We start from the raw sequence: 20,555 nt of genomic DNA, 5'->3' as shown, positions 1-20,555 counted from the left end.
GGCTTGGCGTTTGCGGGCGGCGCGGCGCGCTTGCTGCAACCGGTCGCATCCACTCTGGACCTTTTCATGTTTTCACTTCCCACCACGGCCACCGCGCCCTTTTGTCCCGCCGAGGTCAACGGCAGTGTGCGCATCGATGCCCGCCAGCCCTTCGGCCAACGTCTGCGCCGTTTTGTCGGCCCCGGCCTTCTGGTGGCGGTGGGCTATATGGATCCGGGCAATTGGGCCACCGATATCGAGGCCGGCTCGCGTTTTGGCTATCAGCTGTTATGGGTGGTGATGCTGTCCGGCATGGCCGCCATGCTGCTGCAGATGCTGGCGGCGCGGCTGGGGCTGGTGACCGGCATGGATCTGGCGCAGGCCAGCCATCAGCGTTACGGCCGCTTCGGACGCCTATGTCACTGGCTGAGCGCCGAGGTATCCATCATCGCTTGCGATGTGGCCGAGGTGCTTGGCTGCGCGCTGGCCTTCAAGTTGCTGCTGGGGGTGCCCTTGCTGTGGGGCGTGGCGCTGACGGCCTTCGACACCCTGATTGTGCTGGGACTGAAGGGCAAGGGTTTTCGTCAGCTGGAAGCCATCGTGCTGGGACTGATCGCCACCATCACCCTGTGTTTCCTGTTGCAGCTGTCGATGCTGCCTACCGACTGGGGGCAAGTGGCTGCCGGCCTGCGTCCCGCCCTGCCCGAGGGTGAAGGTCGCCATGCGCTGATACTGGCCTTGGGCATCATGGGGGCCACCATCATGCCGCACAATCTCTACCTGCATTCTTCCGTGGTGCAAACGCGCAAGGTAGAGGGCGGCCCGGACGCCCTTCGGCAAACCTTGCTGCTGTGCCGCATCGATACCATCGGTTCGCTGTTGCTGGCCATGCTGGTGAACGGGGCGATTCTGGTGCTGGCGGGTAGCGCTTTCCATGCGGCGGGACATACCACCGTGACCGACATCGCCGATGCGCATGAGCTGATCCGGCCGTTGGCGGGCTCCATGGCGGCGCTGCTGTTCGGTGTGGCGCTGCTGGCTGCCGGGCAGAGCGCCACCCTTACCGGCACGGTGGCCGGGCAGGTGATCATGGATGGTTTCCTGCATATCCGCATTCCCTGCTATCAGCGCCGACTGATCACGCGTTCGCTGGCGCTGCTGCCCGCCTTTGCCGGCATCCTCTGGCAGGGCGAGCAGGCGGTAGGGCCCTTGCTGGTGTGGAGTCAGGTGGTGTTGAGCCTGCAGCTGCCGCTGGCGATGTGGCCGCTACTGCGGCTAAACGGCGATCGGGCGGTGATGGGCAGTCACGCCGCGCCGGCTTGGGTGCTGGCGGCGGGCTGGTTGCTGTTTGTCGTGATCATCGCCGCCAACCTGGCCTTGCTGTTGGCCTGATGCCGGCCAAAACCCGCCGCCGACTTCACCGCCTTGCCCTGCACCGTCTGCCACCCGCTTTGGCGCGCCTGGGCTCGAAGTCGTCATGAAGTTTGGTCCGCGGCCCATGCCTGCTGTAAACAACAAGGCCACCCTGGGGTGGCCTTGTTGTTTGATGAATCCGGCGCGACGGCGGCTCAGTCTTCCTGCGACTGCAGCAGCTTCTTCAGCAAGCCGGCCAGCAATACGCGTTCGCCGGCGTCCAGATTGTCCATCAGCTCGGATTCCGCCGCCAGATGGTGTACTACCGCATCTTCGATCACGCTGAAGCCCTTGGGCGTCAGGGTGACGATGACGCCGCGACGGTCGTCCGGGTCGGGGGAGCGCGTCACCAGGCCTGCTTCTTCCAGCCGGTTGATGCGATTGGTGAGCGCGCCGGAGGAAATCAGCACCATGCCTTGCAGCTGGTTGGGCGACAACTGATAGGGCTCGCCGCCGCGGCGCAGCGCCGCCAGCACGTCGAATTCGCCGACATTCAGGTTGTGCCGGGCCAGATCCTGCAGCACGCGACGGGTAATGAAATATTCCATGCGTACGATGCGGCCGATGACTTCGGTGGAAGAGGGGTCCAGATCCGGGCGTACTTCTTTCCACAGGGCTACGATGCGGTCGATCTGATCGGGCTGTTCTAACATTCTGCGAGTTCCAGGTAAGGGCTTGTGTGGCATTCCGTTCCGGGCGCAAAGCCTATCATGGCTTCGTGTTATAATATCTTCACATAAAGATTCTTTATTGAAACATAAATGCCTCAAAAAACTATTGCACAATCAGTGCCGATCGTGACGGAATTCTTCTTCAAGCCATTGTTTTGCAGGAGATTATCATGATGCGTGTCTTGCGGGGCGCGATGGCCAGTTTTAGCGGCGACCCCTTCCTGCAGGCGCAAAACGATGTTTTCCATTATCTGCCGGACGCGCTGATAGTGATGGAAAATGGCCACATCATGCAGGTGGGAAATGCCGCGGAGCTGCTGCCCGCGCTGCCCGCTGGCATCGTGGTGGAAACCTGCCCGGACAGTCTGATCCTGCCCGGCTTCGTCGATTGTCACGTGCATTACCCGCAAACCGGCATGATGGCCGCCTTCGGCGAACAGCTGATTGACTGGCTCAACCACTACACCTTTGTTGAAGAGCAGGCTTTTGTCGATGCGGATCACGCCCGCCAAGTGGCGCGTGTGTTTCTGGACGAACAGATGCGGCACGGCGTGACCACCGGCTGCGTATTCGGCACCGTGCATCCGCAGTCCGTGGAGGCCTTGTTTGCCGAAGCGCAGCAGCGCGGCCTGCGCCTGGCGGCCGGCAAAGTGTGCATGGACCGCAATGCGCCCGGCGTCCTGCTGGATACCCCGCAGCGCGCTTACGACGAATCGCGGGTGCTGATCGAGCGCTGGCACGGGCAAGGCCGGCTGGAATACGCCATCACCCCCCGTTTCGCCCCCACCAGCAGCACGGCCCAGCTGGAGTGGCTGGGCGCCCTGGCCGCCGAGCATCCGGACGTGCTGATCCAGTCGCATGTGTCGGAAAACCTGGGCGAAATCGCCTGGGTGGAGTCGTTGTTTCCCGGCTGTCGGGATTACGCCGACGTCTACGCCCGCCACGGTTTGTTGCGGCCGCGCGCGGTCTACGGCCACGGCATCCATTTGTCCGAACCTGAGCTGGAGGTTTTCCACGCTGCCGGGGCCAGTCTCGCGCATTGCCCCACCTCCAATTTTTTCCTCGGTTCGGGTTGTTTCGATGTCAAGCGCGGCAAGGAAAGCGTGCGGCCGGTTACCGTGGGGCTGGCTACCGATATTGGCGCCGGCACCAGTTTTTCCATGTTGCAAACCATGGCCGCAGCCTATCAGGCCGCCCAGTTCAACGGTCATGCGCTAACGGCGCCGCAGGCTTATTACCTTGCCACGCGCGGCAGCGCCGAGGCGCTTGGCCTGGCCGGCAAAGTGGGCAGCATCGCGCCGGGGATGGAGGCGGATCTGGTGGTGCTGGACTTGAAAGCTACGCCGCTCTTGGCTTGGCGCATGCAATACGCACGCGGCATCGAGGACGCCATGTTCATCCTGATGATGATGGGCGACGATCGGGCGGTCAGCGCCACCTGGGTGGCCGGCGAACCGGCCTGGCGACGGCCGGCTGCTGCCTGAGCGCCCGCTGCCGGATGGCGCAGATTAAAAAGGCTGCCAGGCGCTTGCGCGCCGTGCAGCCGTGTTCTCGGGAAGACCGGTGGCCGGTGGGATTATTCCGCGCGCGGCTTGCCCTTGCCCGGATGCGGCGCCTTGGCCACTTCAATCTGGCGCGTGCGGGCCAGCCGGTCATGCAGGAAGAGGCGATCCTTGTCGTAGAAGGCGGCCAGGAAGGGGAGGGCGCACCATGCGAGGGAAATCAGCATGGCCTCCTTGCCGTGGCCCAAGCGGTTGGACCAGGCCAGGTAGGATATGGCCGGCATGCCCACCAGCAACAGCAAGGCCACCAGATAACGAAAGCCGGCCTGACGCCAGTCCACCAGCCCACCGTCGTCCAGTCGCACCAGTTTCAGACGCCAGGTTTTCATGGCCACGGTCTGGCCGCGTTGCACCCAGCTGTACCCCAGATAACCAAAAATGGAGGCCAGCAGCGCCAACTGAGTCAGCACGTCCAGTAGCCAGGACTTGCCCAGCCAGGCCTGAAAGCCGGTCATCACGGCGGAAACGGTCAGCGCCAGCGCGCCCAGCAGCAACAGTTCGTAAAACAGGCTGCACAGCCGGCGGCGGATGGTGGCGGAAGGGTTGGTGGTCATGCGGAGACGGTCAGTGATGGGTGGATCGGGCGCGACCAGGCATGCTCGCGTCAGTGTTCTGTTTCAAGCGGGCAATAGCCTGCGAGCGCTCCTTGTTGGGCAGCGACTGCAGTTTTTTCCAGTTGGCGCGTATTTCATCGCGCTGCTGCTGGGAAAGATCGGCCCAGGCTTTCAGCTTCTGCTGCAAATTGATTTGCTCGGCCGGGCCCAACTTCTGGTAGGCGGGCACCAGATTGAGCAAGTCCTGTTTCTTGTCCGGCGAGTAGCGGTCCCAGTCGCTGCCCAGTACGGACAGCACGGACTGCTGCTCGCTGCTCAGCTGCTCCCAGCGCGGATTGGGCGGCGGGCTGGCTTGCGCCTGCAGGGCGGCCAGCATCATCAGCAAGGCGAGGCATTGGGATGGCTTAATCATGCACGGCTCCGCTGAAGGCCGGGTCCAGCATGGATTCCAGCGGCAGCTCGTGGCTGAGAATGGCGATATCCACCGCTTCCTCTTCGGCCAACATGCCTTCCACCATCATCAGCCCGCCGCCGGCCACCAGCGCGAAACCGGCGGCCGCCAGCGCGCGTTTTACCTGCAGGGCATGCAGCAGCAACCAGGATGACAGGCGCTCGCGCAGCGTGTCCGGTTCGGCCAGTCGCTCGGCGTGGCGCGTCAGCGCCTGCTGGCGAATGGCGGCCAGCGCGCGCAGTTGCGCATCTTCCAGGTTGGCCGAAGGCTGATCCAGCAGTCGGCTGAGTGAATCGGGCAGTGAATTCGGGGCGTCGTCTTGCATGGCGGGTTTCACAGGGCCACTCCTTTCTGCGTCAGGATGGTGGCCAGCGTATGCGTGGCGCGCGAGCAATGGGTCTTCACGCTGCCTTGCGAGCAGCCCATCACCAGGGCTGTTTCTGCCACATCCAGTCCTTCCCAGTAACGCAGCAGAAAGGCCTCGCGTTGACGGGGCGGCAGCAGCGCCACCGCGCCTTCGATCAGCTGCGCGACTTCCTTGCGCGCATACCATTTCTCCGGATTGGCGCTGGCGTCGTCGGCGGCAATGTCCAGCAGCTCCAGCGGATCGGGAGATTCGTCTTCATGGCGCACAGGCACCAGCGAAGACAGCAGGGTGCTGAAGAAAGCTCGCACCTTGCTGCGGCGGAAGTGGTCGCGGATGGTGTTCTGCAAAATGCGCTGGAAGAGCAGCGGCAGTTCGGCGGCGGGCGCGTGGGGATAGCGGTCGGCCAGCTTCATCATGGCGTCCTGCACGATGTCGAGCGCGTTCTGCTCGTGCCTCACGGCGTACAGGGCCTGCTTGAAGGCGCGTTTCTCCGCCGACAGGAGGAAGTCGGCCATTTCCTTGCGGCTTGCCATCGGGAGTGTTTCGGTTTGATGCCAACCCAAGATGGTAGCAGAGCGGCCACGGCAAGGCCACCCCGTGAAAATCCTTGTTTTACCTTGGCTTAGCGCCTTTTTGCACCTGCACAAAACCCTTGACCGGTCTTTGAGGGATACGCTAAGGTCTTTCACTACAACGGGATGAAACTGAGTCAATCGAAAGATTGACCGACAAGACAAGACAAAGAGGCAAAAATGCAGATATCGGGCGCGGAAATCGTTACCCGTTGCCTGCAGGAAGAAGGTGTCGAATTCGTATTCGGCTACCCCGGCGGCGCGGTTCTCGACATTTATGATGCCATCTTCCGGCAGGACAAGTTCAAACACGTTCTGGTGCGCCATGAACAGGCTGCGGTGCATGCCGCCGACGCCTATTCCCGCTCCAGCGACAGGGTGGGCGTGGCGCTGGTGACTTCCGGTCCCGGCGCGACCAATGCCGTTACCGGCATCGCCACCGCCTACATGGATTCCATCCCGATGGTGGTGATCTCCGGGCAGGTGCCGACGCCGGCCATCGGTCTGGACGCTTTCCAGGAAGTGGACATGGTGGGCATTACCCGTCCGTGTGTGAAGCACAACTTCCTGGTGAAGGACGTCAACGATATTGCCGCCACCATGAAGAAGGCGTTTTACATCGCCAAGACCGGCCGTCCGGGCCCGGTGGTAGTGGACATCCCCAAGGACGTTACCCAGCAACGCGCGGAATTCCACTACCCGGAAAGCGTGCATATCCGTTCCTACGTGCCGGCTACTCGCGGGCACCCGGGTCAGATAAAGAAGGCCATCAACCTTCTGCTGGAAGCCAAGCGCCCTTATGTCTACGTTGGCGGCGGCGCCGTGCAGGGCAATGCGGCGGCGGAAGTCACCGAACTGGTGAAATCGCTGGGCCTGCCCTGTACCAATACGCTGATGGGCCTGGGCGCCTATCCGGGCACCGACAAGCAATTCCTCGGCATGCTGGGCATGCACGGTACCTACGAAGCCAATATGGCCATGCAGTACTGTGATGTGCTGATTGCCGTTGGCGCGCGTTTTGACGACCGCGTCATCAGCGTGCCGTCGCACTTCCTCTCGCAGCCGAAGAAGATCATCCACATCGACGTGGACCCTTCCTCGATCTCCAAGCGCGTGAAGGTGGACGTGCCCATCGTGGGCGACGTCAAGCACGTGCTGCGCGAGATGCTGGACATCCTCAACCAGTCGGGCCAGAAGCCGGATGCCGGCCATCTGAACAACTGGTGGACGCAGATTGAAAAATGGCGCGCGCCGAACAGCCTGCTCTATACCCCGTCCAGCGAGCTGATCAAGCCGCAGTTCGTGGTGGAGAAGCTGTACGAGATCACTGGCGGCAAGGCGATCGTCACTTCCGACGTGGGTCAGCACCAGATGTGGGCAGCCCAGTACTACCGTTTCGACAGCCCCAAGCAGTGGCTCAACTCTGGCGGTCTGGGCACCATGGGCTTCGGCCTGCCTGCCGCGATGGGCGCGCAACTGGCCAATCCGGACGCTACCGTCGCCTGCATCACTGGCGAAGGTTCCATCCAGATGAACATCCAGGAGCTGTCCACCTGCAAGCAGTACCACACCCCGGTGAAGGTGCTGGCGCTGAACAACCGTTACCTGGGCATGGTTCGCCAGTGGCAGCAGTTCTTCTACGGCACCCGTTATTCGGAGTCCTACATGGACGCGCTGCCGGATTTCGTCAAAATTGCCGAAGCCTACGGCCACATCGGCTTCAAGATCGAAAATCCGTCGGATGTGGAGCCGGTGCTGCGCGAAGCCTTCAGCCCCGCGCTGAAGGAACGCCTGGTGTTCATGGACTTCCGTACCGACCAGTCCGAAAACGTGTTCCCGATGGTGCAGAACGGCAAGGGTCTGGACCAGATGGACCTGCCGCCCCACATGAGCGACATCCAGCAGGTGCCTTTCGAGAACAACCGTGACTACGGCAATATGTGCTGAGGCGGGACGGTATGAGACACATTCTTTCTATTCTTCTGGAAAACGAAGCGGGCGCGCTCTCCCGCGTGGTAGGTCTTTTTTCTGCGCGCGCCTACAATATCGACTCTTTGACAGTGTCCACGACCGAGGACCCGACACTGTCTCGCATGACCATCGTCACTCACGGCTCCGACGAAGTCATCGAACAGATCACCAAGCAGCTCAACAAGCTGATTGAAGTGGTCAAGGTGATAGACCTCAATGAATCCGAGCACATCGAACGCGAACTGATGCTGATCAAAGTGCGCGCCTCCGGCAAGGACCGCGAGGAAATGAAGCGCATGGCGGATATTTTCCGCGGTCGCATCATCGACGTTACGGAAAAGACTTACACCATCGAGCTGACTGGTACGAGCGACAAGCTGGGGGCCTTTATCGAGGCCATCGACCGCTCAGTGATCCTGGAAACGGTCCGTACTGGCGCATCCGGCATCGGCCGAGGTGAACGGGTTCTGAAAATCTGATATTTGTATACATCCGACGGGCCGCCCATCCACCGAGGCGGCTCGTACAACAGGGGACAAAGCATGAAAGTTTACTACGACAAGGACGCTGATCTTTCCATCATCAAGGGCAAGAAGGTTGCCATCATCGGCTACGGCTCCCAAGGCCACGCCCATGCCCAGAACCTGAAAGAATCCGGCGTAGACGTCATTGTGGGTCTGCGCAAGGACGGCGCGTCCTGGAAAAAGGCCGAAGCGGCTGGTCACAAAGTGAAAGAAGTGGCCGAAGCAGTGAAGAAGGCCGATGTCGTGATGATTCTGTTGCCGGACGAATCGCAGCCGGACGTGTACCGCAGCGAAATCGCGCCGAACATCAAGAAGGGCGCCGCGCTGGCATTCGCTCACGGTTTCAACGTGCACTACAACCAGATTGTGCCGCGTGAAGATCTGGACGTGATCATGGTGGCTCCGAAAGGCCCGGGCCACACCGTGCGCTCCGAGTACGTGAAGGGCGGCGGCGTGCCGACCCTGATCGCCGTATACCAGGACAAGTCCGGCAAGGCCCGCGACATCGCCCTGTCCTACGCGGCAGCCAACGGCGGCACCAAGGGCGGCGTGATTGAAACCAACTTCCGCGAAGAAACCGAAACCGACCTGTTCGGCGAACAAGCCGTGCTGTGCGGCGGCGCCGTCGAGCTGGTGAAAGCCGGTTTCGAAACCCTGACCGAAGCGGGTTACGCTCCGGAAATGGCCTACTTCGAGTGCCTGCACGAACTGAAGCTGATCGTTGACCTGATGTACGAAGGCGGTATCGCCAACATGAACTACTCCATCTCCAACAACGCGGAGTATGGCGAGTACGTGACCGGCCCGGAAGTGGTGACCTCCGCCACGAAGGAAGCGATGAAGAAAGCCCTGTATCGCATCCAGTCCGGCGAATACGCCAAGATGTTCATCCTGGAAGGCAAGACCAACTACCCGAGCATGACCGCTCGCCGTCGTCTGACCGCCGATCACCCGATCGAGAAGGTTGGCGCCGAGCTGCGCGCGATGATGCCGTGGATCGCCAAGAACAAGCTGGTAGACCAGTCCAAGAACTGATCAACCGTGTTCTGCAGCGCAAAAAAGCCGGGGCAACCCGGCTTTTTTCTTGTACGCCCTGCCGACAAGCTTGGCTGAGGAGACGATTTGCACACGACACGGCAATGCGTTTTGCCCGCGCTTTCCCGCTTGCAGTAAAATGGCCGGTCTTGTGCCGCCTGCAGGCGGTGTTTCCCAGAGCGCCGTCCGGTTCTCTTGCGGGCGGTTAACAAAAATCAGCATGACGACTGAGGCAAGGCGCGCCGTCGCAGGTCGTACTTGAGTACGGCAAGGTGGCGCAACGCAGCATCAGGCATTTTGTTAGCCGTTCTTGATGGGCCTTTGATGAAGAGGCCTTGCCGGCGCGGCCTAGCCAACGGAACAACCATGCTTCACGATCCCGTACCAGGCAAGCCGTCCTTGCGACGTCAGGGTATTTACCTCTTGCCCAACTCTTTTACGCTGGCAGCGCTGTTTGCCGGTTTCTACGCCATTGTGCAGGCGATGAACCAGCACTTCGAACAAGCGGCGGTCGCCATCTTCATTGCCATGATCCTGGATGGCATGGATGGCCGCGTCGCGCGGCTGACGCACAGCCAGAGCGCGTTCGGCGCAGAATTCGACAGCCTTTCCGATATGGTGAGCTTCGGCGTGGCGCCGGCGCTGGTGGCTTATGAATGGCTGCTGAAAGACATAGGCAAGCTCGGCTGGATGGTGGCCTTCATCCATTGCGCCGGCGCGGCCCTGCGGCTGGCGCGCTTCAACACCATGATCGGCACTACCGACAAACGCTGGTTCACCGGTTTGCCCAGTCCGGCGGCCGCGGCTTTGGTGGCCGGGCTGGTGTGGATCTGTCACGCCTATGACTACACCGGCTACGCCTGGCTCAAATGGGTGTTATTGGGCTTTACCGCGTTCTCGGGCATCACCATGGTGACCAATGTGCGCTTCTGGAGCTTCAAGGAAGTGCATTTGCGCCGCCGCGTGCCGTTTGTGGTGTTGCTGGCGCTGGTGGTGGGCATGTTGCTGGTGGTGTCGGAGCCGCCGCTGGTGCTGTTTGGTTTCTTTGTTTGCTACGCGCTGTCCGGCTATGTGATGGCAGGGTGGAATTTGTTGAAACGGAAGCCACAAGCTGCGTGACGTGCGTCCGGCATGAAAAAAGGGAGGCCCTGGCCTCCCTTTTTTCATGCCGGCGGTGCCTGTCGAGGCAGACAAGGTTGGCCGAAGCGCAATTTGTCCAATTTTCTGAGTTATACCGGGCTGCGAGCGGGCGGTTTAGCGTTTTTGTGGCTGAGTGGTGCACAAAGAAGTCCAAATACACTGCAAATATTAGACATTAAGTCTAATATTTGTGAATTTGACACAGGGCTTTCAAATTGTGAGTGAATTTAGACATCGCATCTTTGACGAAATGTCCTCAGGTCGATACATTGAACCCATTAATGCTGCAGGAGCACAACAATGCAATTAGACATTGATCGACTGATTGACGATCTGGGCGGCCCGGCTGCCGTGGCGGAAGGCCTCAGCCGTTTGTTCCCGGAAGAGCCGGTCAGCCGTGCAGCGGTCTACAAATGGCGAGAACGAGGCAGCTTGCCGCTGGCGCAGCTGAACAAGCTGGCCCAGCTGGCGGGCAGCCAAGGCAAAAAATTCGATTTCAACGATTACCTGACAGGCGCCGGGACAGCGGCACAGGGACAAGGGAGAACAATCAATATGGGCGATCGTCTTTACATCTTCGACACCACCTTGCGCGACGGCGAACAATCGCCCGGCGCTTCCATGACCAAGGAAGAGAAAATCCGCATTGCCCGCCAGCTGGAGCGTTTGGGCGTGGACGTGATCGAAGCGGGTTTTGCCGCCGCCAGCCCCGGCGACGCGGACGCCATCCACGCTATTGCCGAAGTGATCAAGGAGTCCACGGTCTGTAGCCTGGCCCGCGCCAACGAGCGCGATGTGCGCGCCGCCGGCGAGGCCATCAAGCCGGCCGCACGCGGTCGCATCCACACCTTCATCGCCACCAGCCCCATCCATATGGAGAAGAAGCTGCGCATGACGCCGGATGAAGTGGTGGCCGCCGCCGTGAAGGCGGTGCAGATTGCCCGCGAATACACCGACGATGTGGAATTTTCCGCTGAAGACGCCTTGCGCTCGGACATCGATTTCCTCGCCCGCATTTTCGGCGAAGTGATCAAGGCCGGCGCTACCACGCTCAACGTGCCGGATACCGTCGGCTACGCCGTACCGCGTCTGACTGAAGCTTTCTTCCGTGAGCTGATCGCCAAGACGCCGGGCGGCGACAAGGTGATCTGGTCCGCCCACTGCCACAACGACCTGGGCATGGCCGTGGCCAACAGCCTGGCGGCCGTGCTGGGCGGCGCGCGTCAGGTGGAGTGCACCATCAATGGCCTGGGCGAACGCGCCGGCAATGCCGCGCTGGAAGAAATCGTTATGGCCGTGCGCACCCGCAAGGACATCTTTGCCGTGGATACTCGCGTGGACAGCGCGCAGATCGTGCCGTCGTCCAAGCTGGTGTCCACCATCACCGGCTACCCGGTGCAGCCCAACAAGGCCATCGTCGGCGCCAACGCCTTTGCTCATGAGTCAGGCATCCATCAGGATGGCGTGCTCAAGCATCGCGAAACCTACGAAATCATGTCGGCCGAAAGCGTGGGCTGGAGCGCCAACCGCCTCACCCTGGGCAAGCTGTCCGGTCGCAACGCCTTCAAAACCAAGCTGGCTGATTTGGGCATTGTGCTGGACAGCGAAGAAGCGCTGAACGCCGCCTTCGCCCGTTTCAAGGATCTGGCCGACCGCAAGCGCGAAATTTTCGATGAAGACCTGCATGCGCTGGTATCGGATGAGCTGGTGGCCAACTTGCAGGAAGACTTCAAGTTCGTCTCGCTCAAGATCAACACCGAAACCGGCGAAGCGCCGCAAGCCGCCATCGTGTTTGTTGAGCACGGTGTGGAAAAACGCTGCGAATCGACCGGTTCCGGCCCGGTGGATGCCGCCTTCAAGGCCATTGAGAGCACGGTCAACAGCCAGGCCGAACTGGAGCTGTATTCGGTAAACGCCATCACCAAGGGTACCGAGTCGCAAGGCGAAGTCACCGTGCGTCTGGCCCGCGATGGCCGCGTGGTGAATGGTCAGGGCGCCGATACCGACGTGATCGTCGCCAGCGCCAAGGCTTATCTGTCCGCCCTCAACAAGTTGAGCAACCGTCAGGAGCGCGTCAAGGCGCAGGGCGACGTGTAAACAGTTTGTCATTGTCGTCGCCAGCGCGACGGCCCGCTGTCCGGCAGGTTTTTCCCATCCCGTTCCCTGCCGGGCGGACGAAGGCAACAGCGCTGGTTGGCGGGCTGGTTTCAGTTTTATCAGGTATTGAAACCCCAGGCCCACAAGGCCGTTGACATTGCAGCCCCGGTTCACAAGACCAGCGCGGCCGACTGCCGACCCATGAGGTCGGCGTTGTCGCGCTGGCTTTTCCCGCCTGTTTTTCCGGGCAAGGCTGGCCATGCCGCGCAAACAGCGCGTGTGGTGGTCGTCGCCGTCTGCTGGAAACCTGCTTGCAGCAGGGTGGATGGCGGTTGAGGCGCTTACCGCGAACCGCTGCGGCGGGTATTATCCGCCCTGTCCCAATATCGGCGGAGCACCTTCATCCATGGCACAAGGCTATTTCATTACTGGCACCGACACCGAAATCGGCAAGACCCATTCTGCTGTGGCGTTGACGCGCCACTGGCAGGCACAGGGCCGGCGCGTGCTGGCCATGAAGCCGGTGGCCTCCGGCTGTGAAATCCGCGACGACGGCAGCTGGTGGAACGACGATGTGGCCCGCTTGAGCGCCGCCACGGGTCAGCAGGACCTGGCGCTGATGAATCCCTATCGCTTTTTGCCGCCGGTGTCGCCGCATATCGCAGCGCGTGAGGCGGGGCAGCTCATTTCTCTGGAAGTGATCGCCGCGCATTACCAAAGGTTGGCCGAAGAGGCGGATGTCGTGCTGGTGGAGGCGGCCGGCGGTTGGCTGGCTCCGCTGACCGATGAGCTCTGCATGGAAGACATGGCGCGGCGTCTGGCCCTGCCGGTGATCCTGGTGGTGGGCATGCGGTTGGGTTGCATCAACCACGCCTTGCTGACCGCGCGCGCCATTCGCGGCGCCGGTCTGACGCTGGCTGGCTGGGTGGCCAACCGGGTGGTGCCCGATCAGTTGGCCTACGAAGACAATCTCGCCACGCTGAAGGCGGCCATCCCCGCGCCCATGTTGCTGGAAATTCCCTACCAGGGCTGAGTGCTTGTCCCGCGACGGCTGTGCTGGGCCAGCGGGATGATTGCGCTATCGCCGTCAGAGGTTTTCACTGCCCGGTTGAATGCAGATCCGCTGCGGCCAGCACGGCAAGCTTCAACTCGCACACAATTCACCACGGCGGCGCGGCCTTGCTGCGAAGGCACTGCAAGGCTGCTGTTGGTGGTTTTTGATCCGCTTTTCCCCTTTTTGACAAGTAGACAGCTATTGCGCTGCATCATCGAATCTTCTTGTATTCGTTGAAAGTGCTTTCTACGATCGAAATCAACCGGTAGTTCGATCAGTTAGCCGGTTGATTTGCCTGATCTTTTTTCAGGCGCACAAAGGGGAGACATGTCATGTCCCTTGGGCGCGTGCTAGGCATCACCTTGTTGGCGTGGCCGGCGGCGGCGCGCGCCGGCGAAATCAATCTGCAAACGCCGGTCACGGCGCTGGCGAGGGTGGAGTACGACCTGCACACCACGCTGCTGGCCATCACCGGCGCCATCTTCCTGCTGGTGCTGGCGGTGATGCTGTACGCCATTCTCCGTCACCGCAAATCCTTGGGCCATCAGGCTGCTCACTTCCACGAAAACACGGCGGTCGAGATCATCTGGACCCTGCTGCCGTTGCTGATCCTGCTGGCCATGGCCTGGCCGGCCACGCGCGCGGTGCTGGCGCAAAAAAGCACGCGGGGCGAGGACCTCACCATCAAAGTGACCGGCTATCAGTGGAAATGGCGCTACGACTACGTGGACGACAACATCGGTTTCATGAGCCATCTGGCCACCCCGCGCGAGGCCATCAGCGGCACGGCGGCCAAGCCGGCCAATTACCTGCTGGAAGTGGATGAGCCGCTGGTGGTGCCCACCGGTCGCAAGGTGCGGCTGCTGCTGACCGCCAACGATGTCATTCACTCCTGGTGGGTGCCGCAACTGGGGGTGAAGCAGGATGCCATTCCAGGGTTTTTGCGCGATGCCTGGTTCACCATCGACAAGCCTGGCTTGTATCGCGGCCAGTGTTCCGAACTGTGCGGCAAGGATCACGGTTTCATGCCCATTGTGGTGGATGCCCGCAGCCCGGCCGATTACGCCCTGTGGTTGGCCGCGCGCAAAAAGGCGGCGGCCGCGGCGGCGGATGATCCGGCTCGGGTGTGGACGCTGGCGGAACTGAAAAGCCGGGGCGAGCGGGTGTACAGCCAGAACTGCGTGGCCTGTCATCAGGCTACCGGCAAGGGCATACCGGGGGCCTTTCCGGCACTGGACGGTTCGCCGGTGGCCACGGGCGACAAGGCGGCGCATATCGCCATCGTGCTGAACGGCAGCAAGCGCAACACCGCCATGCCGGCTTGGGGCAAGCAGTTGTCCGATACCGACATCGCGGCGGTCATTACCTACGAGCGCAATGCCTGGGGCAACCATACCGGGCAGGTGGTGCAGCCCGCCGAGATCAAGGCCGCGCGCGGCGCGGGGCAAGGAGCCTGACCATGGCCATGACGGATATCGCCCAAGCGGGGCATGGCCACCACGGCAAACCGCAGGGTTTGGCGCGTTGGCTGTTCGCTACCAATCACAAGGACATCGGCAGCCTGTACTTGTGGTTTTCCTTCTGCATGTTCCTCAGCGGCGGGGTACTGGCTTTGTGCATCCGCGCCGAGTTGTTCCGTCCCGGGCTGCAGTTTTTCCAGCCGGAGCTGTTTAACCAGTTCACGACGCTGCACGGCCTGATCATGGTGTTCGGCGCCATCATGCCGGCCTTCACCGGCATGGCCAACTGGATGTTGCCGTTGATGATAGGCGCGCCGGACATGGCCTTTGCCCGCATGAACAACTGGAGCTTCTGGTTGCTGCCGCCGGCGGCGGCGCTGCTGATGCTGTCTTTCATCGTGCCGGGCGGCGCGGCGGCGGCGGGCTGGACGCTGTACGCGCCGCTGTCCACCCAGATGGGCATGGGCATGGACATGACCATCTTCGCCATCCACATCATGGGGCTGAGTTCCATCATGGGGTCGATCAACATCATCGTCACCATTCTCAATCTTCGCGCGCCTGGCATGTCGCTGATGAAGATGCCGATGTTCGCCTGGGCCAGCCTGATCACCGCGTTTCTCATCATTGCAGTGATGCCGGTGCTGGCCGGCGTGGTCACCATGGTGCTGACCGATCGACACTTCGGCACCCACTTTTTCAATGCGGCCGGGGGGGGAGACCCGATACTCTATCAGCACATTTTCTGGTTCTTCGGCCATCCCGAGGTGTACATCATGGCGCTGCCGGCATTCGGCATCGTCAGCCAGGTGATACCGGCGTTTGCCCGCAAACCGCTGTTCGGCTATGCCTCCATGGTGTACGCCACCAGCTCCATTGGCGTACTGTCCTTCATGGTGTGGGCGCATCACATGTTCGTTACCGGCATGCCGGCTGCGGCGCAGTTGTTCTTCATGTACGCCACCATGCTGATTGCCGTGCCCACCGGGGTGAAGGTGTTCAACTGGATCGCCACCATGTGGGAAGGCAGCATGAGTTTTGAAACGCCGATGCTGTTTGCTGTGGGCTTCATCCTGCTGTTCACCATTGGCGGCCTGTCCGGGGTCACGCTCAGCGTGGCGGCGGTGGATGTGCAGTTGCACGGCAGTTACTACGTGGTGGCGCACTTCCACTATGTGCTGGTGGCCGGCGCGCTGTTCAGCCTGTTTGCCGCCATCTACTACTGGTTTCCCAAGATGACGGGCCGCCTCTACAGCGAGCGGCTGGGCAAGCTGCATTTCTGGTGGTCGCTGCTGTGGTTCAACGTCACCTTCTTTCCCATGCATTTTCTCGGACTGGCCGGCATGCCGCGCCGCATTCCGGATTACGCGCTGCAGTTCACCGAGTTCAACCAGATTGCCAGCGTGGGGGCCTTCATGTTCGGCCTGGGGCAACTGATCTTCCTGTTCAACATGCTGCGCTCGCTGCGGCACGGCGCGCCTGCGCCCCAGTTGCCATGGGACGGCGCCAATACACTGGAGTGGCGCATTCCCACGCCGGCGCCGTATCACAGTTTTGTTGAAGCGCCGCAGCTGGAAGTGAAGGAAAACGGCGTGGTCGTCCGCCTGAGCGGCGGGCGCCATGAGGAGTGAGGACATGGCCGCGCCGCTGGCTTCGGCCAACCTTGCGCTGCTGCGCCGACTGACGTTGGCGGCCTTGCTGATGTTTGCCTTCGCCTGGGGGCTGATTCCGCTTTATCGGGTGATTTGCGAAGCGACCGGGCTGAACCGGGTAGTGAGCGCCGATGGTTTGCCGAAGGAGCAGGCCGGCTTGTCGGCGCGGCCGGTGAGCCTGGTGCTGGACGCCACCACGGAGGCCGGCCTGCCCTGGCAGGTGCGGCCCTTGACCAGGCTGGTGGCCGGGCGCACCGGGGATTTCATCCAGCTGGAGTATGAAATCACCAACAACAGCAACCGGCGCGTGGTGGGGCAGGCCATTCCGCGTTATCTGCCGGCCGAGGCCGCCGCGCATGTGCGCAAGCTGGAATGTTTCTGTTTCAGCCAGCAGGCCTTCTCGCCGGGCGAAACACGGCGATTTCCAGTGGTGCTGGTGATAGACAAGGCGCTGCCCGCCGGGGTGGACAGCGTGACGCTGGGCTACACGGTGTACGAGGTGCCGTCCGGCCAAGAGGGGCGCGGATCATGAATTTCTGGCGCGGGGTGCCCGCGGTGTTGTCCGCCTTCATCGGCATACGCCGCCATGCCGACGCGCAACGCGACCAGCGGCTCACGGCGCTGCAGATCGTGCTGACCGCGTTTGTGCTGGCCGGTTGCCTGGCGGGCGGGCTATTGCTGCTGGTGTTCTGGTTGGTGGGCTGAGAGAAGGAGAGGGTGATGACGGTCATGTCGCGGTCGCAAACGCATTATTTCGTGCCGGACCCGTCGCGCTGGCCGGTAGTGGGTGCAGTGGCGCTGTTTTGCCTGGGGCTGGGAGCGGCCTTTGCCGTCAACGGCATGCCGGCCGGTCGCTGGGGTTTGCTGGCCGGCGCGCTGATCCTGTTGTACATGCTGCTGGGCTGGTTTGGCGACGTCATTCGCGAGAGCCTGCGCGGCAATTATCAGGGAAAGGAAGACCTTTCCTTCCGCTGGGGCATGGGTTGGTTCATCTTTTCCGAGGTGATGTTCTTCGCCGCTTTTTTTGGCGCGCTGTTCTGGGTGCGCGTGGTCTCGCTGCCCACCTTGGGCAGCGCCGACTACAAGTTGCTGTATCCGGACTTCGACGCCGCCTGGCCGCTGGCCACCGGCCCCGGCATCACCGACGTCTACAGCGCGATGGAGGCGCTGGGCTTGCCGGCCATCAATACGCTAGTGCTGCTTACCTCCGGGGCCACGGTGACGCTGGCGCACTGGGGCATGCTCAGCGGCGACCGCTTCCAGCTCAAATGGGGTCTGCTAGCCACGGTGTGTCTGGGGGTCTTGTTTCTCACGCTGCAGGTGCATGAATACCGCCATGCCATCAGCGAACTCAATCTCACGCTGGCGTCCGGCGCTTACGGCATGACCTTCTACCTGCTGACCGGCTTCCACGGCCTGCATGTGCTGCTGGGCACCATCATCCTGGCGGTGGTGTGGCTGCGGGTGATGCGGGGGCATTTTGACGAGCGCCATCATTTCGCCTTCGAGGCGGCGTCATGGTACTGGCACTTCGTGGATGTGGTGTGGTTGTTGCTGTTCGTCTTCGTGTACTGGTTGTAGCCCGCCTCAGTGAGCCTGATGCGGACGCCACCAGCCAAACAGCGCGCCGAGGATCAACAGCATGAACAGTCCGATGGACAGGCCGACGCGCAAGGTCAGCGAGCGGATGAGGCGCGGCGAACCGGCATCGGCGCGCATCAGCCCGCCCAGTCCCCAGAACAGGGACAGCAGGATGCAGGCGAGCAGAAAAATGGCGACGAGTTTCATGGGCGCTTCCTCCGGAGGGGCCGGCGCGGGCCGAACCAGTTTTCAGTCTAGTGGCAAAAAGCGGCTGCGTGGGTTTCTGATGGTTATCGCCTTGTTACCGTTTGTGCTGTCGCTGTGGCAAGTGTTGCGCGGCGTGGAGAAAGCCAGCTGGGAAGATGCGCTGGCGGCTTCGCAAACCCGGCCGCCGCAAATCATGCAAAGCCTGCCGGCAGACGCCGCGCCGGGCTGGCAAAGCGTGCGCCTGGGGCGTGCCGCGCCATTGGGCGAGCCGGTGTTGCTGGACAACAGCCTGCTGGAAGGCAAGCCGGGTTATCGCGTATTGCAGCCGGCGGCGCTGGCGGACGGCAGCCGGGTTTTGCTGGATCTGGGCTGGTTGGCCGAAGGCCGTCCCGTCCCGCCGTGGCGGCCGGGCCGGGACGTCAGCGGGCTGTGGCAGCCCTGGCATGAGCGTTTTGTGCTGGGCGGGGCACGGGTGGGCGCGACGGGCGTGGTGGACCGGCTGGATCGTCAAGCCTTGATGGCGCTTTGGCCCGGCGTTTGGCGCGCGGGTGTGGTGGCGCTCAATCCGCAGGCTGGCATGACGGTCTGGCCGGAAGATCCGCCGCTGTCCTCCGCCCGTCATTACGGCTATGCCCTGCAATGGGCTTTGCTGGGTCTGTGTTTGTGCTGGCAGGCGCGGCGTTATGGCAAGGGGCGCGAGCATGAGTCATGAGAAGCGAAGTCGCATCCTGTTGTGGCTGATGCTGGCCCTGTGCCTGTTGCCGGTGCTGGCGTCCAGCGCCTTGTATTTCGGTCGAGTGCCGGCCGGCGGGGGCAGTTATGGCGTTTTGCTGCCCACCCGGCCCTTTCCCGCGGCCGCCAGCCCGGCCTGGCCCAAGGGACGCTGGGTGCTGGCCGGCGTAGTGAGTTCTCCCTGCGATGGCGCATGCCGTCAGCGCCAGTTCACTTTGCGCCAAATCCGCGCCGCGCAGGGCGAAGCTGCCGCCCGCCTGAGCCGGGCGGCCTTGATGGCGGCAGCCGGCCCCGCACCGGAGGTCGGCGTTGCCGTGCTGCCCGCGCCTCGTTCCGGCGTGCGCAGCGATGGCTTCTATCTGGTGGATCCGCTGGGCAATCAGGTGCTGTTTTACGCGGATGATCAGGAACCGCGCCGCATCATCCAGGAAGTGGCGCGCGTGCTGAAAACCAACAACGGGCTTGGCTGACAGTCCGGGAGGAGGGGGGATGAGACGACTCGCCTGGTTTTCGCTATTGCTGGCTTGTCTGGTGGTGCCGCTGGGGGCGTATGTGCGGTTGTCGGACGCCGGGCTGGGCTGCCCTGACTGGCCGGGCTGCTATGGCCACGTATCGCCGCATCACGCCCGCGCCGATATCTTGCGCGCTGAAAGCGCCAATCCCGCCGGGCCGGTCAGTCTGGACAAGGCCTGGAAAGAGATGGCTCACCGTTACGCCGCCAGTCTGCTGGGCGTTTGCATTCTGCTGACGGCCTGCCAAGCCCGCCGTCGTCGGCAGGGCCGCGCTTCGGCCAACCTTCTCCTGACGGCAGTGCTGGCGCAGGGCCTGCTTGGCATGCTGACTGTTGCCTTGTTGCTCAAACCGGTGGTCGTGACGCTGCACTTGCTGCTGGGCATGAGCATTGTCGCGACGCTGGCGTGGCGCGCCTTGTCGCCCGCCTGGCGTCCTCTGGCGGCGAGCAAGGGCTTGCGCCGCGCCCTGAGTCTGCTGGTGTTGGCATTGCTGGCGCAGGTCGCACTGGGCGGTTGGGTATCGTCCAGTCACGCCGCGCTGGCCTGTCAGGGATTTCCCGCCTGCAACGGCGAATGGTGGCCGGCCATGCGCTTCGATCAGGCGTTTCATTGGTTGCGAGAAGCCGGCGAGGCGGCGGATGGCGCGCCCTTGGCGGGCGAAAGCCTGATCGCTGTGCATTGGCTGCACCGGCTGGGCGCGCTGCTGGTCAGCGTACTGGCTTGGCGTTGCACCTGGCTGGCCTGGCGCGAGGCGGAGTTGCGCGCGCACGCGCTCTTGCTGATCGTCCTGTGGGCCGCGCAGGTGGGCTTGGGCATGGCCAATGTCTTGCTGGCATTGCCCTTGCCGGTGGCGGTGGCGCACAACGCGACGGCCATGTTGTTGCTGGCCTGCGCCGCCACGCTGCTGGGGCGCTGCCTGCAGCCGGCCGCTCGCCGGCGCTGGCGAGCGGTGACCCCGCGTCTTGCCCTGTACCGCCGCCGCGATGCGCATGGTCACTGGGCCGGATGAGCAAAGGAGAGT

22 protein-coding genes are annotated in these 20,555 nt (G+C 62.5%); 16 read left to right on the top strand and 6 right to left on the bottom strand.

Annotated features, from left to right (window positions below):
• Positions 1-66: 66 nt before the first annotated feature.
• Complete coding sequence (locus Q0P52_RS13835) at positions 67-1,371, top strand: Nramp family divalent metal transporter (RefSeq protein WP_293763670.1); 1,305 nt, start codon at positions 67-69, stop codon at positions 1,369-1,371.
• Between the two features lie 176 nt (positions 1,372-1,547).
• On the opposite strand, the gene Q0P52_RS13830 is transcribed toward Q0P52_RS13835, so the two are convergent.
• Positions 1,548-2,045 carry a MarR family transcriptional regulator gene (locus Q0P52_RS13830; protein ID WP_293763673.1) on the bottom strand — a complete coding sequence of 166 codons (498 nt, stop codon included), beginning with the start codon at positions 2,043-2,045 and terminating at the stop codon, positions 1,548-1,550.
• Between the two features lie 188 nt (positions 2,046-2,233).
• Between Q0P52_RS13830 and guaD the strand changes: the two genes are divergently transcribed.
• Complete coding sequence (gene guaD / locus Q0P52_RS13825) at positions 2,234-3,547, top strand: guanine deaminase (protein WP_293763676.1); 1,314 nt, start codon at positions 2,234-2,236, stop codon at positions 3,545-3,547.
• Between the two features lie 92 nt (positions 3,548-3,639).
• Here the strand turns inward: guaD and Q0P52_RS13820 are convergent, their stop codons facing one another.
• The 4 genes from Q0P52_RS13820 to Q0P52_RS13805 are packed head-to-tail and all read right to left on the bottom strand — an operon-like array spanning position 3,640 to position 5,530.
• Complete coding sequence (locus Q0P52_RS13820) at positions 3,640-4,179, bottom strand: RDD family protein (RefSeq protein ID WP_293763679.1); 540 nt, start codon at positions 4,177-4,179, stop codon at positions 3,640-3,642.
• A gap of 10 nt (positions 4,180-4,189) precedes the next feature.
• A complete protein-coding gene (locus Q0P52_RS13815; RefSeq protein ID WP_293763682.1) occupies positions 4,190-4,591 on the bottom strand; it encodes a DUF3106 domain-containing protein in 402 nt (133 codons plus the stop codon).
• Complete coding sequence (locus tag Q0P52_RS13810; RefSeq protein ID WP_293763685.1) at positions 4,584-4,967, bottom strand: DUF3619 family protein; 384 nt, start codon at positions 4,965-4,967, stop codon at positions 4,584-4,586. Before Q0P52_RS13810 ends, Q0P52_RS13815 begins: the two co-directional genes overlap by 8 nt.
• Positions 4,964-5,530, bottom strand: a complete 567-nt coding sequence (locus tag Q0P52_RS13805) for an RNA polymerase sigma factor (protein WP_293763688.1) — start codon at positions 5,528-5,530, stop codon at positions 4,964-4,966. Before Q0P52_RS13805 ends, Q0P52_RS13810 begins: the two co-directional genes overlap by 4 nt.
• A gap of 219 nt (positions 5,531-5,749) precedes the next feature.
• Between Q0P52_RS13805 and ilvB the strand changes: the two genes are divergently transcribed.
• The 11 genes from ilvB (at position 5,750) to Q0P52_RS13750 (ending at position 18,083) form a co-directional block, all read left to right on the top strand.
• Positions 5,750-7,516: a biosynthetic-type acetolactate synthase large subunit gene (gene ilvB, locus Q0P52_RS13800; RefSeq protein ID WP_293763691.1), complete on the top strand. Its 1,767-nt coding sequence runs from the start codon at positions 5,750-5,752 to the stop codon at positions 7,514-7,516.
• Between the two features lie 11 nt (positions 7,517-7,527).
• Entirely contained in the window at positions 7,528-8,019 is a 492-nt protein-coding gene (gene ilvN / locus Q0P52_RS13795) for an acetolactate synthase small subunit (RefSeq protein WP_293763694.1), read from the top strand.
• A gap of 63 nt (positions 8,020-8,082) precedes the next feature.
• Positions 8,083-9,099, top strand: coding sequence for a ketol-acid reductoisomerase (gene ilvC, locus Q0P52_RS13790; RefSeq protein WP_293763697.1), 1,017 nt, complete (start codon positions 8,083-8,085; stop codon positions 9,097-9,099).
• 366 nt (positions 9,100-9,465) lie between these two features.
• Entirely contained in the window at positions 9,466-10,218 is a 753-nt protein-coding gene (gene pssA / locus Q0P52_RS13785; protein WP_293763700.1) for a CDP-diacylglycerol--serine O-phosphatidyltransferase, read from the top strand.
• Positions 10,219-10,539: 321 nt separating this feature from the next.
• Complete coding sequence (locus Q0P52_RS13780) at positions 10,540-12,336, top strand: 2-isopropylmalate synthase (RefSeq protein WP_293763703.1); 1,797 nt, start codon at positions 10,540-10,542, stop codon at positions 12,334-12,336.
• A 406-nt stretch (positions 12,337-12,742) separates the two neighbouring features.
• Positions 12,743-13,369, top strand: coding sequence for a dethiobiotin synthase (gene bioD / locus Q0P52_RS13775; RefSeq protein WP_293763706.1), 627 nt, complete (start codon positions 12,743-12,745; stop codon positions 13,367-13,369).
• Positions 13,370-13,722: 353 nt separating this feature from the next.
• Positions 13,723-14,847: a cytochrome c oxidase subunit II gene (gene coxB / locus Q0P52_RS13770; RefSeq protein WP_293763709.1), complete on the top strand. Its 1,125-nt coding sequence runs from the start codon at positions 13,723-13,725 to the stop codon at positions 14,845-14,847.
• Between the two features lie 8 nt (positions 14,848-14,855).
• Positions 14,856-16,481, top strand: a complete 1,626-nt coding sequence (ctaD, locus tag Q0P52_RS13765) for a cytochrome c oxidase subunit I (RefSeq protein WP_366062440.1) — start codon at positions 14,856-14,858, stop codon at positions 16,479-16,481.
• Positions 16,482-16,485: 4 nt separating this feature from the next.
• Entirely contained in the window at positions 16,486-17,034 is a 549-nt protein-coding gene (locus Q0P52_RS13760) for a cytochrome c oxidase assembly protein (RefSeq protein ID WP_293763715.1), read from the top strand.
• Positions 17,031-17,207 (top strand): DUF2970 domain-containing protein, encoded by a 177-nt coding sequence (locus Q0P52_RS13755; protein ID WP_293763718.1) that lies wholly within the window; start codon positions 17,031-17,033, stop codon positions 17,205-17,207. Before Q0P52_RS13760 ends, Q0P52_RS13755 begins: the two co-directional genes overlap by 4 nt.
• A 15-nt stretch (positions 17,208-17,222) precedes the next feature.
• A complete protein-coding gene (locus tag Q0P52_RS13750; RefSeq protein WP_293763721.1) occupies positions 17,223-18,083 on the top strand; it encodes a cytochrome c oxidase subunit 3 in 861 nt (286 codons plus the stop codon).
• A gap of 6 nt (positions 18,084-18,089) precedes the next feature.
• Here Q0P52_RS13750 and Q0P52_RS13745 read toward each other — a convergent pair whose 3' ends face one another.
• A complete protein-coding gene (locus tag Q0P52_RS13745; RefSeq protein WP_293763724.1) occupies positions 18,090-18,290 on the bottom strand; it encodes a DUF2909 domain-containing protein in 201 nt (66 codons plus the stop codon).
• 79 nt (positions 18,291-18,369) lie between these two features.
• Between Q0P52_RS13745 and Q0P52_RS13740 the strand changes: the two genes are divergently transcribed.
• Genes Q0P52_RS13740 through Q0P52_RS13730 form a run of 3 tightly spaced genes read left to right on the top strand, consistent with a single transcriptional unit; the run spans position 18,370 to position 20,543 of the window.
• Positions 18,370-19,002: an SURF1 family protein gene (locus Q0P52_RS13740; protein ID WP_293763727.1), complete on the top strand. Its 633-nt coding sequence runs from the start codon at positions 18,370-18,372 to the stop codon at positions 19,000-19,002.
• Positions 18,992-19,492 carry a hypothetical protein gene (locus Q0P52_RS13735; protein ID WP_293763730.1) on the top strand — a complete coding sequence of 167 codons (501 nt, stop codon included), beginning with the start codon at positions 18,992-18,994 and terminating at the stop codon, positions 19,490-19,492. Before Q0P52_RS13740 ends, Q0P52_RS13735 begins: the two co-directional genes overlap by 11 nt.
• A 19-nt stretch (positions 19,493-19,511) precedes the next feature.
• Positions 19,512-20,543, top strand: a complete 1,032-nt coding sequence (locus tag Q0P52_RS13730) for a COX15/CtaA family protein (RefSeq protein ID WP_293763733.1) — start codon at positions 19,512-19,514, stop codon at positions 20,541-20,543.
• The last annotated feature ends 12 nt before the right edge of the window (positions 20,544-20,555 follow it).

The sequence above is a fragment of the uncultured Aquitalea sp. genome (assembly GCF_945957525.1).
In the GTDB taxonomy this organism is placed as follows: Bacteria; Pseudomonadota; Gammaproteobacteria; order Burkholderiales; family Chromobacteriaceae; genus Aquitalea.
Note: the sequence above shows the minus strand (reverse complement) of the source record. Positions and strands in the feature narration are given on the sequence as shown.

Coding starts and splice junctions, on each gene's coding strand:
- Q0P52_RS13740 (WP_293763727.1), top strand. CDS start 18,370: ATGGTTATCGCCTTGTTACCGTTTGTGCTGTCGCTGTGGCAAGTGTTG.
- Q0P52_RS13745 (WP_293763724.1), bottom strand. CDS start 18,290: ATGAAACTCGTCGCCATTTTTCTGCTCGCCTGCATCCTGCTGTCCCTG.
- Q0P52_RS13735 (WP_293763730.1), top strand. CDS start 18,992: ATGAGTCATGAGAAGCGAAGTCGCATCCTGTTGTGGCTGATGCTGGCC.
- ilvC (WP_293763697.1), top strand. CDS start 8,083: ATGAAAGTTTACTACGACAAGGACGCTGATCTTTCCATCATCAAGGGC.
- coxB (WP_293763709.1), top strand. CDS start 13,723: ATGTCCCTTGGGCGCGTGCTAGGCATCACCTTGTTGGCGTGGCCGGCG.
- Q0P52_RS13820 (WP_293763679.1), bottom strand. CDS start 4,179: ATGACCACCAACCCTTCCGCCACCATCCGCCGCCGGCTGTGCAGCCTG.
- ilvB (WP_293763691.1), top strand. CDS start 5,750: ATGCAGATATCGGGCGCGGAAATCGTTACCCGTTGCCTGCAGGAAGAA.
- ilvN (WP_293763694.1), top strand. CDS start 7,528: ATGAGACACATTCTTTCTATTCTTCTGGAAAACGAAGCGGGCGCGCTC.
- Q0P52_RS13835 (WP_293763670.1), top strand. CDS start 67: ATGTTTTCACTTCCCACCACGGCCACCGCGCCCTTTTGTCCCGCCGAG.
- Q0P52_RS13805 (WP_293763688.1), bottom strand. CDS start 5,530: ATGGCAAGCCGCAAGGAAATGGCCGACTTCCTCCTGTCGGCGGAGAAA.
- Q0P52_RS13760 (WP_293763715.1), top strand. CDS start 16,486: ATGGCCGCGCCGCTGGCTTCGGCCAACCTTGCGCTGCTGCGCCGACTG.
- Q0P52_RS13815 (WP_293763682.1), bottom strand. CDS start 4,591: ATGATTAAGCCATCCCAATGCCTCGCCTTGCTGATGATGCTGGCCGCC.
- bioD (WP_293763706.1), top strand. CDS start 12,743: ATGGCACAAGGCTATTTCATTACTGGCACCGACACCGAAATCGGCAAG.
- Q0P52_RS13780 (WP_293763703.1), top strand. CDS start 10,540: ATGCAATTAGACATTGATCGACTGATTGACGATCTGGGCGGCCCGGCT.
- Q0P52_RS13730 (WP_293763733.1), top strand. CDS start 19,512: ATGAGACGACTCGCCTGGTTTTCGCTATTGCTGGCTTGTCTGGTGGTG.
- Q0P52_RS13750 (WP_293763721.1), top strand. CDS start 17,223: ATGACGGTCATGTCGCGGTCGCAAACGCATTATTTCGTGCCGGACCCG.
- guaD (WP_293763676.1), top strand. CDS start 2,234: ATGATGCGTGTCTTGCGGGGCGCGATGGCCAGTTTTAGCGGCGACCCC.
- pssA (WP_293763700.1), top strand. CDS start 9,466: ATGCTTCACGATCCCGTACCAGGCAAGCCGTCCTTGCGACGTCAGGGT.
- ctaD (WP_366062440.1), top strand. CDS start 14,856: ATGACGGATATCGCCCAAGCGGGGCATGGCCACCACGGCAAACCGCAG.
- Q0P52_RS13830 (WP_293763673.1), bottom strand. CDS start 2,045: ATGTTAGAACAGCCCGATCAGATCGACCGCATCGTAGCCCTGTGGAAA.
- Q0P52_RS13755 (WP_293763718.1), top strand. CDS start 17,031: ATGAATTTCTGGCGCGGGGTGCCCGCGGTGTTGTCCGCCTTCATCGGC.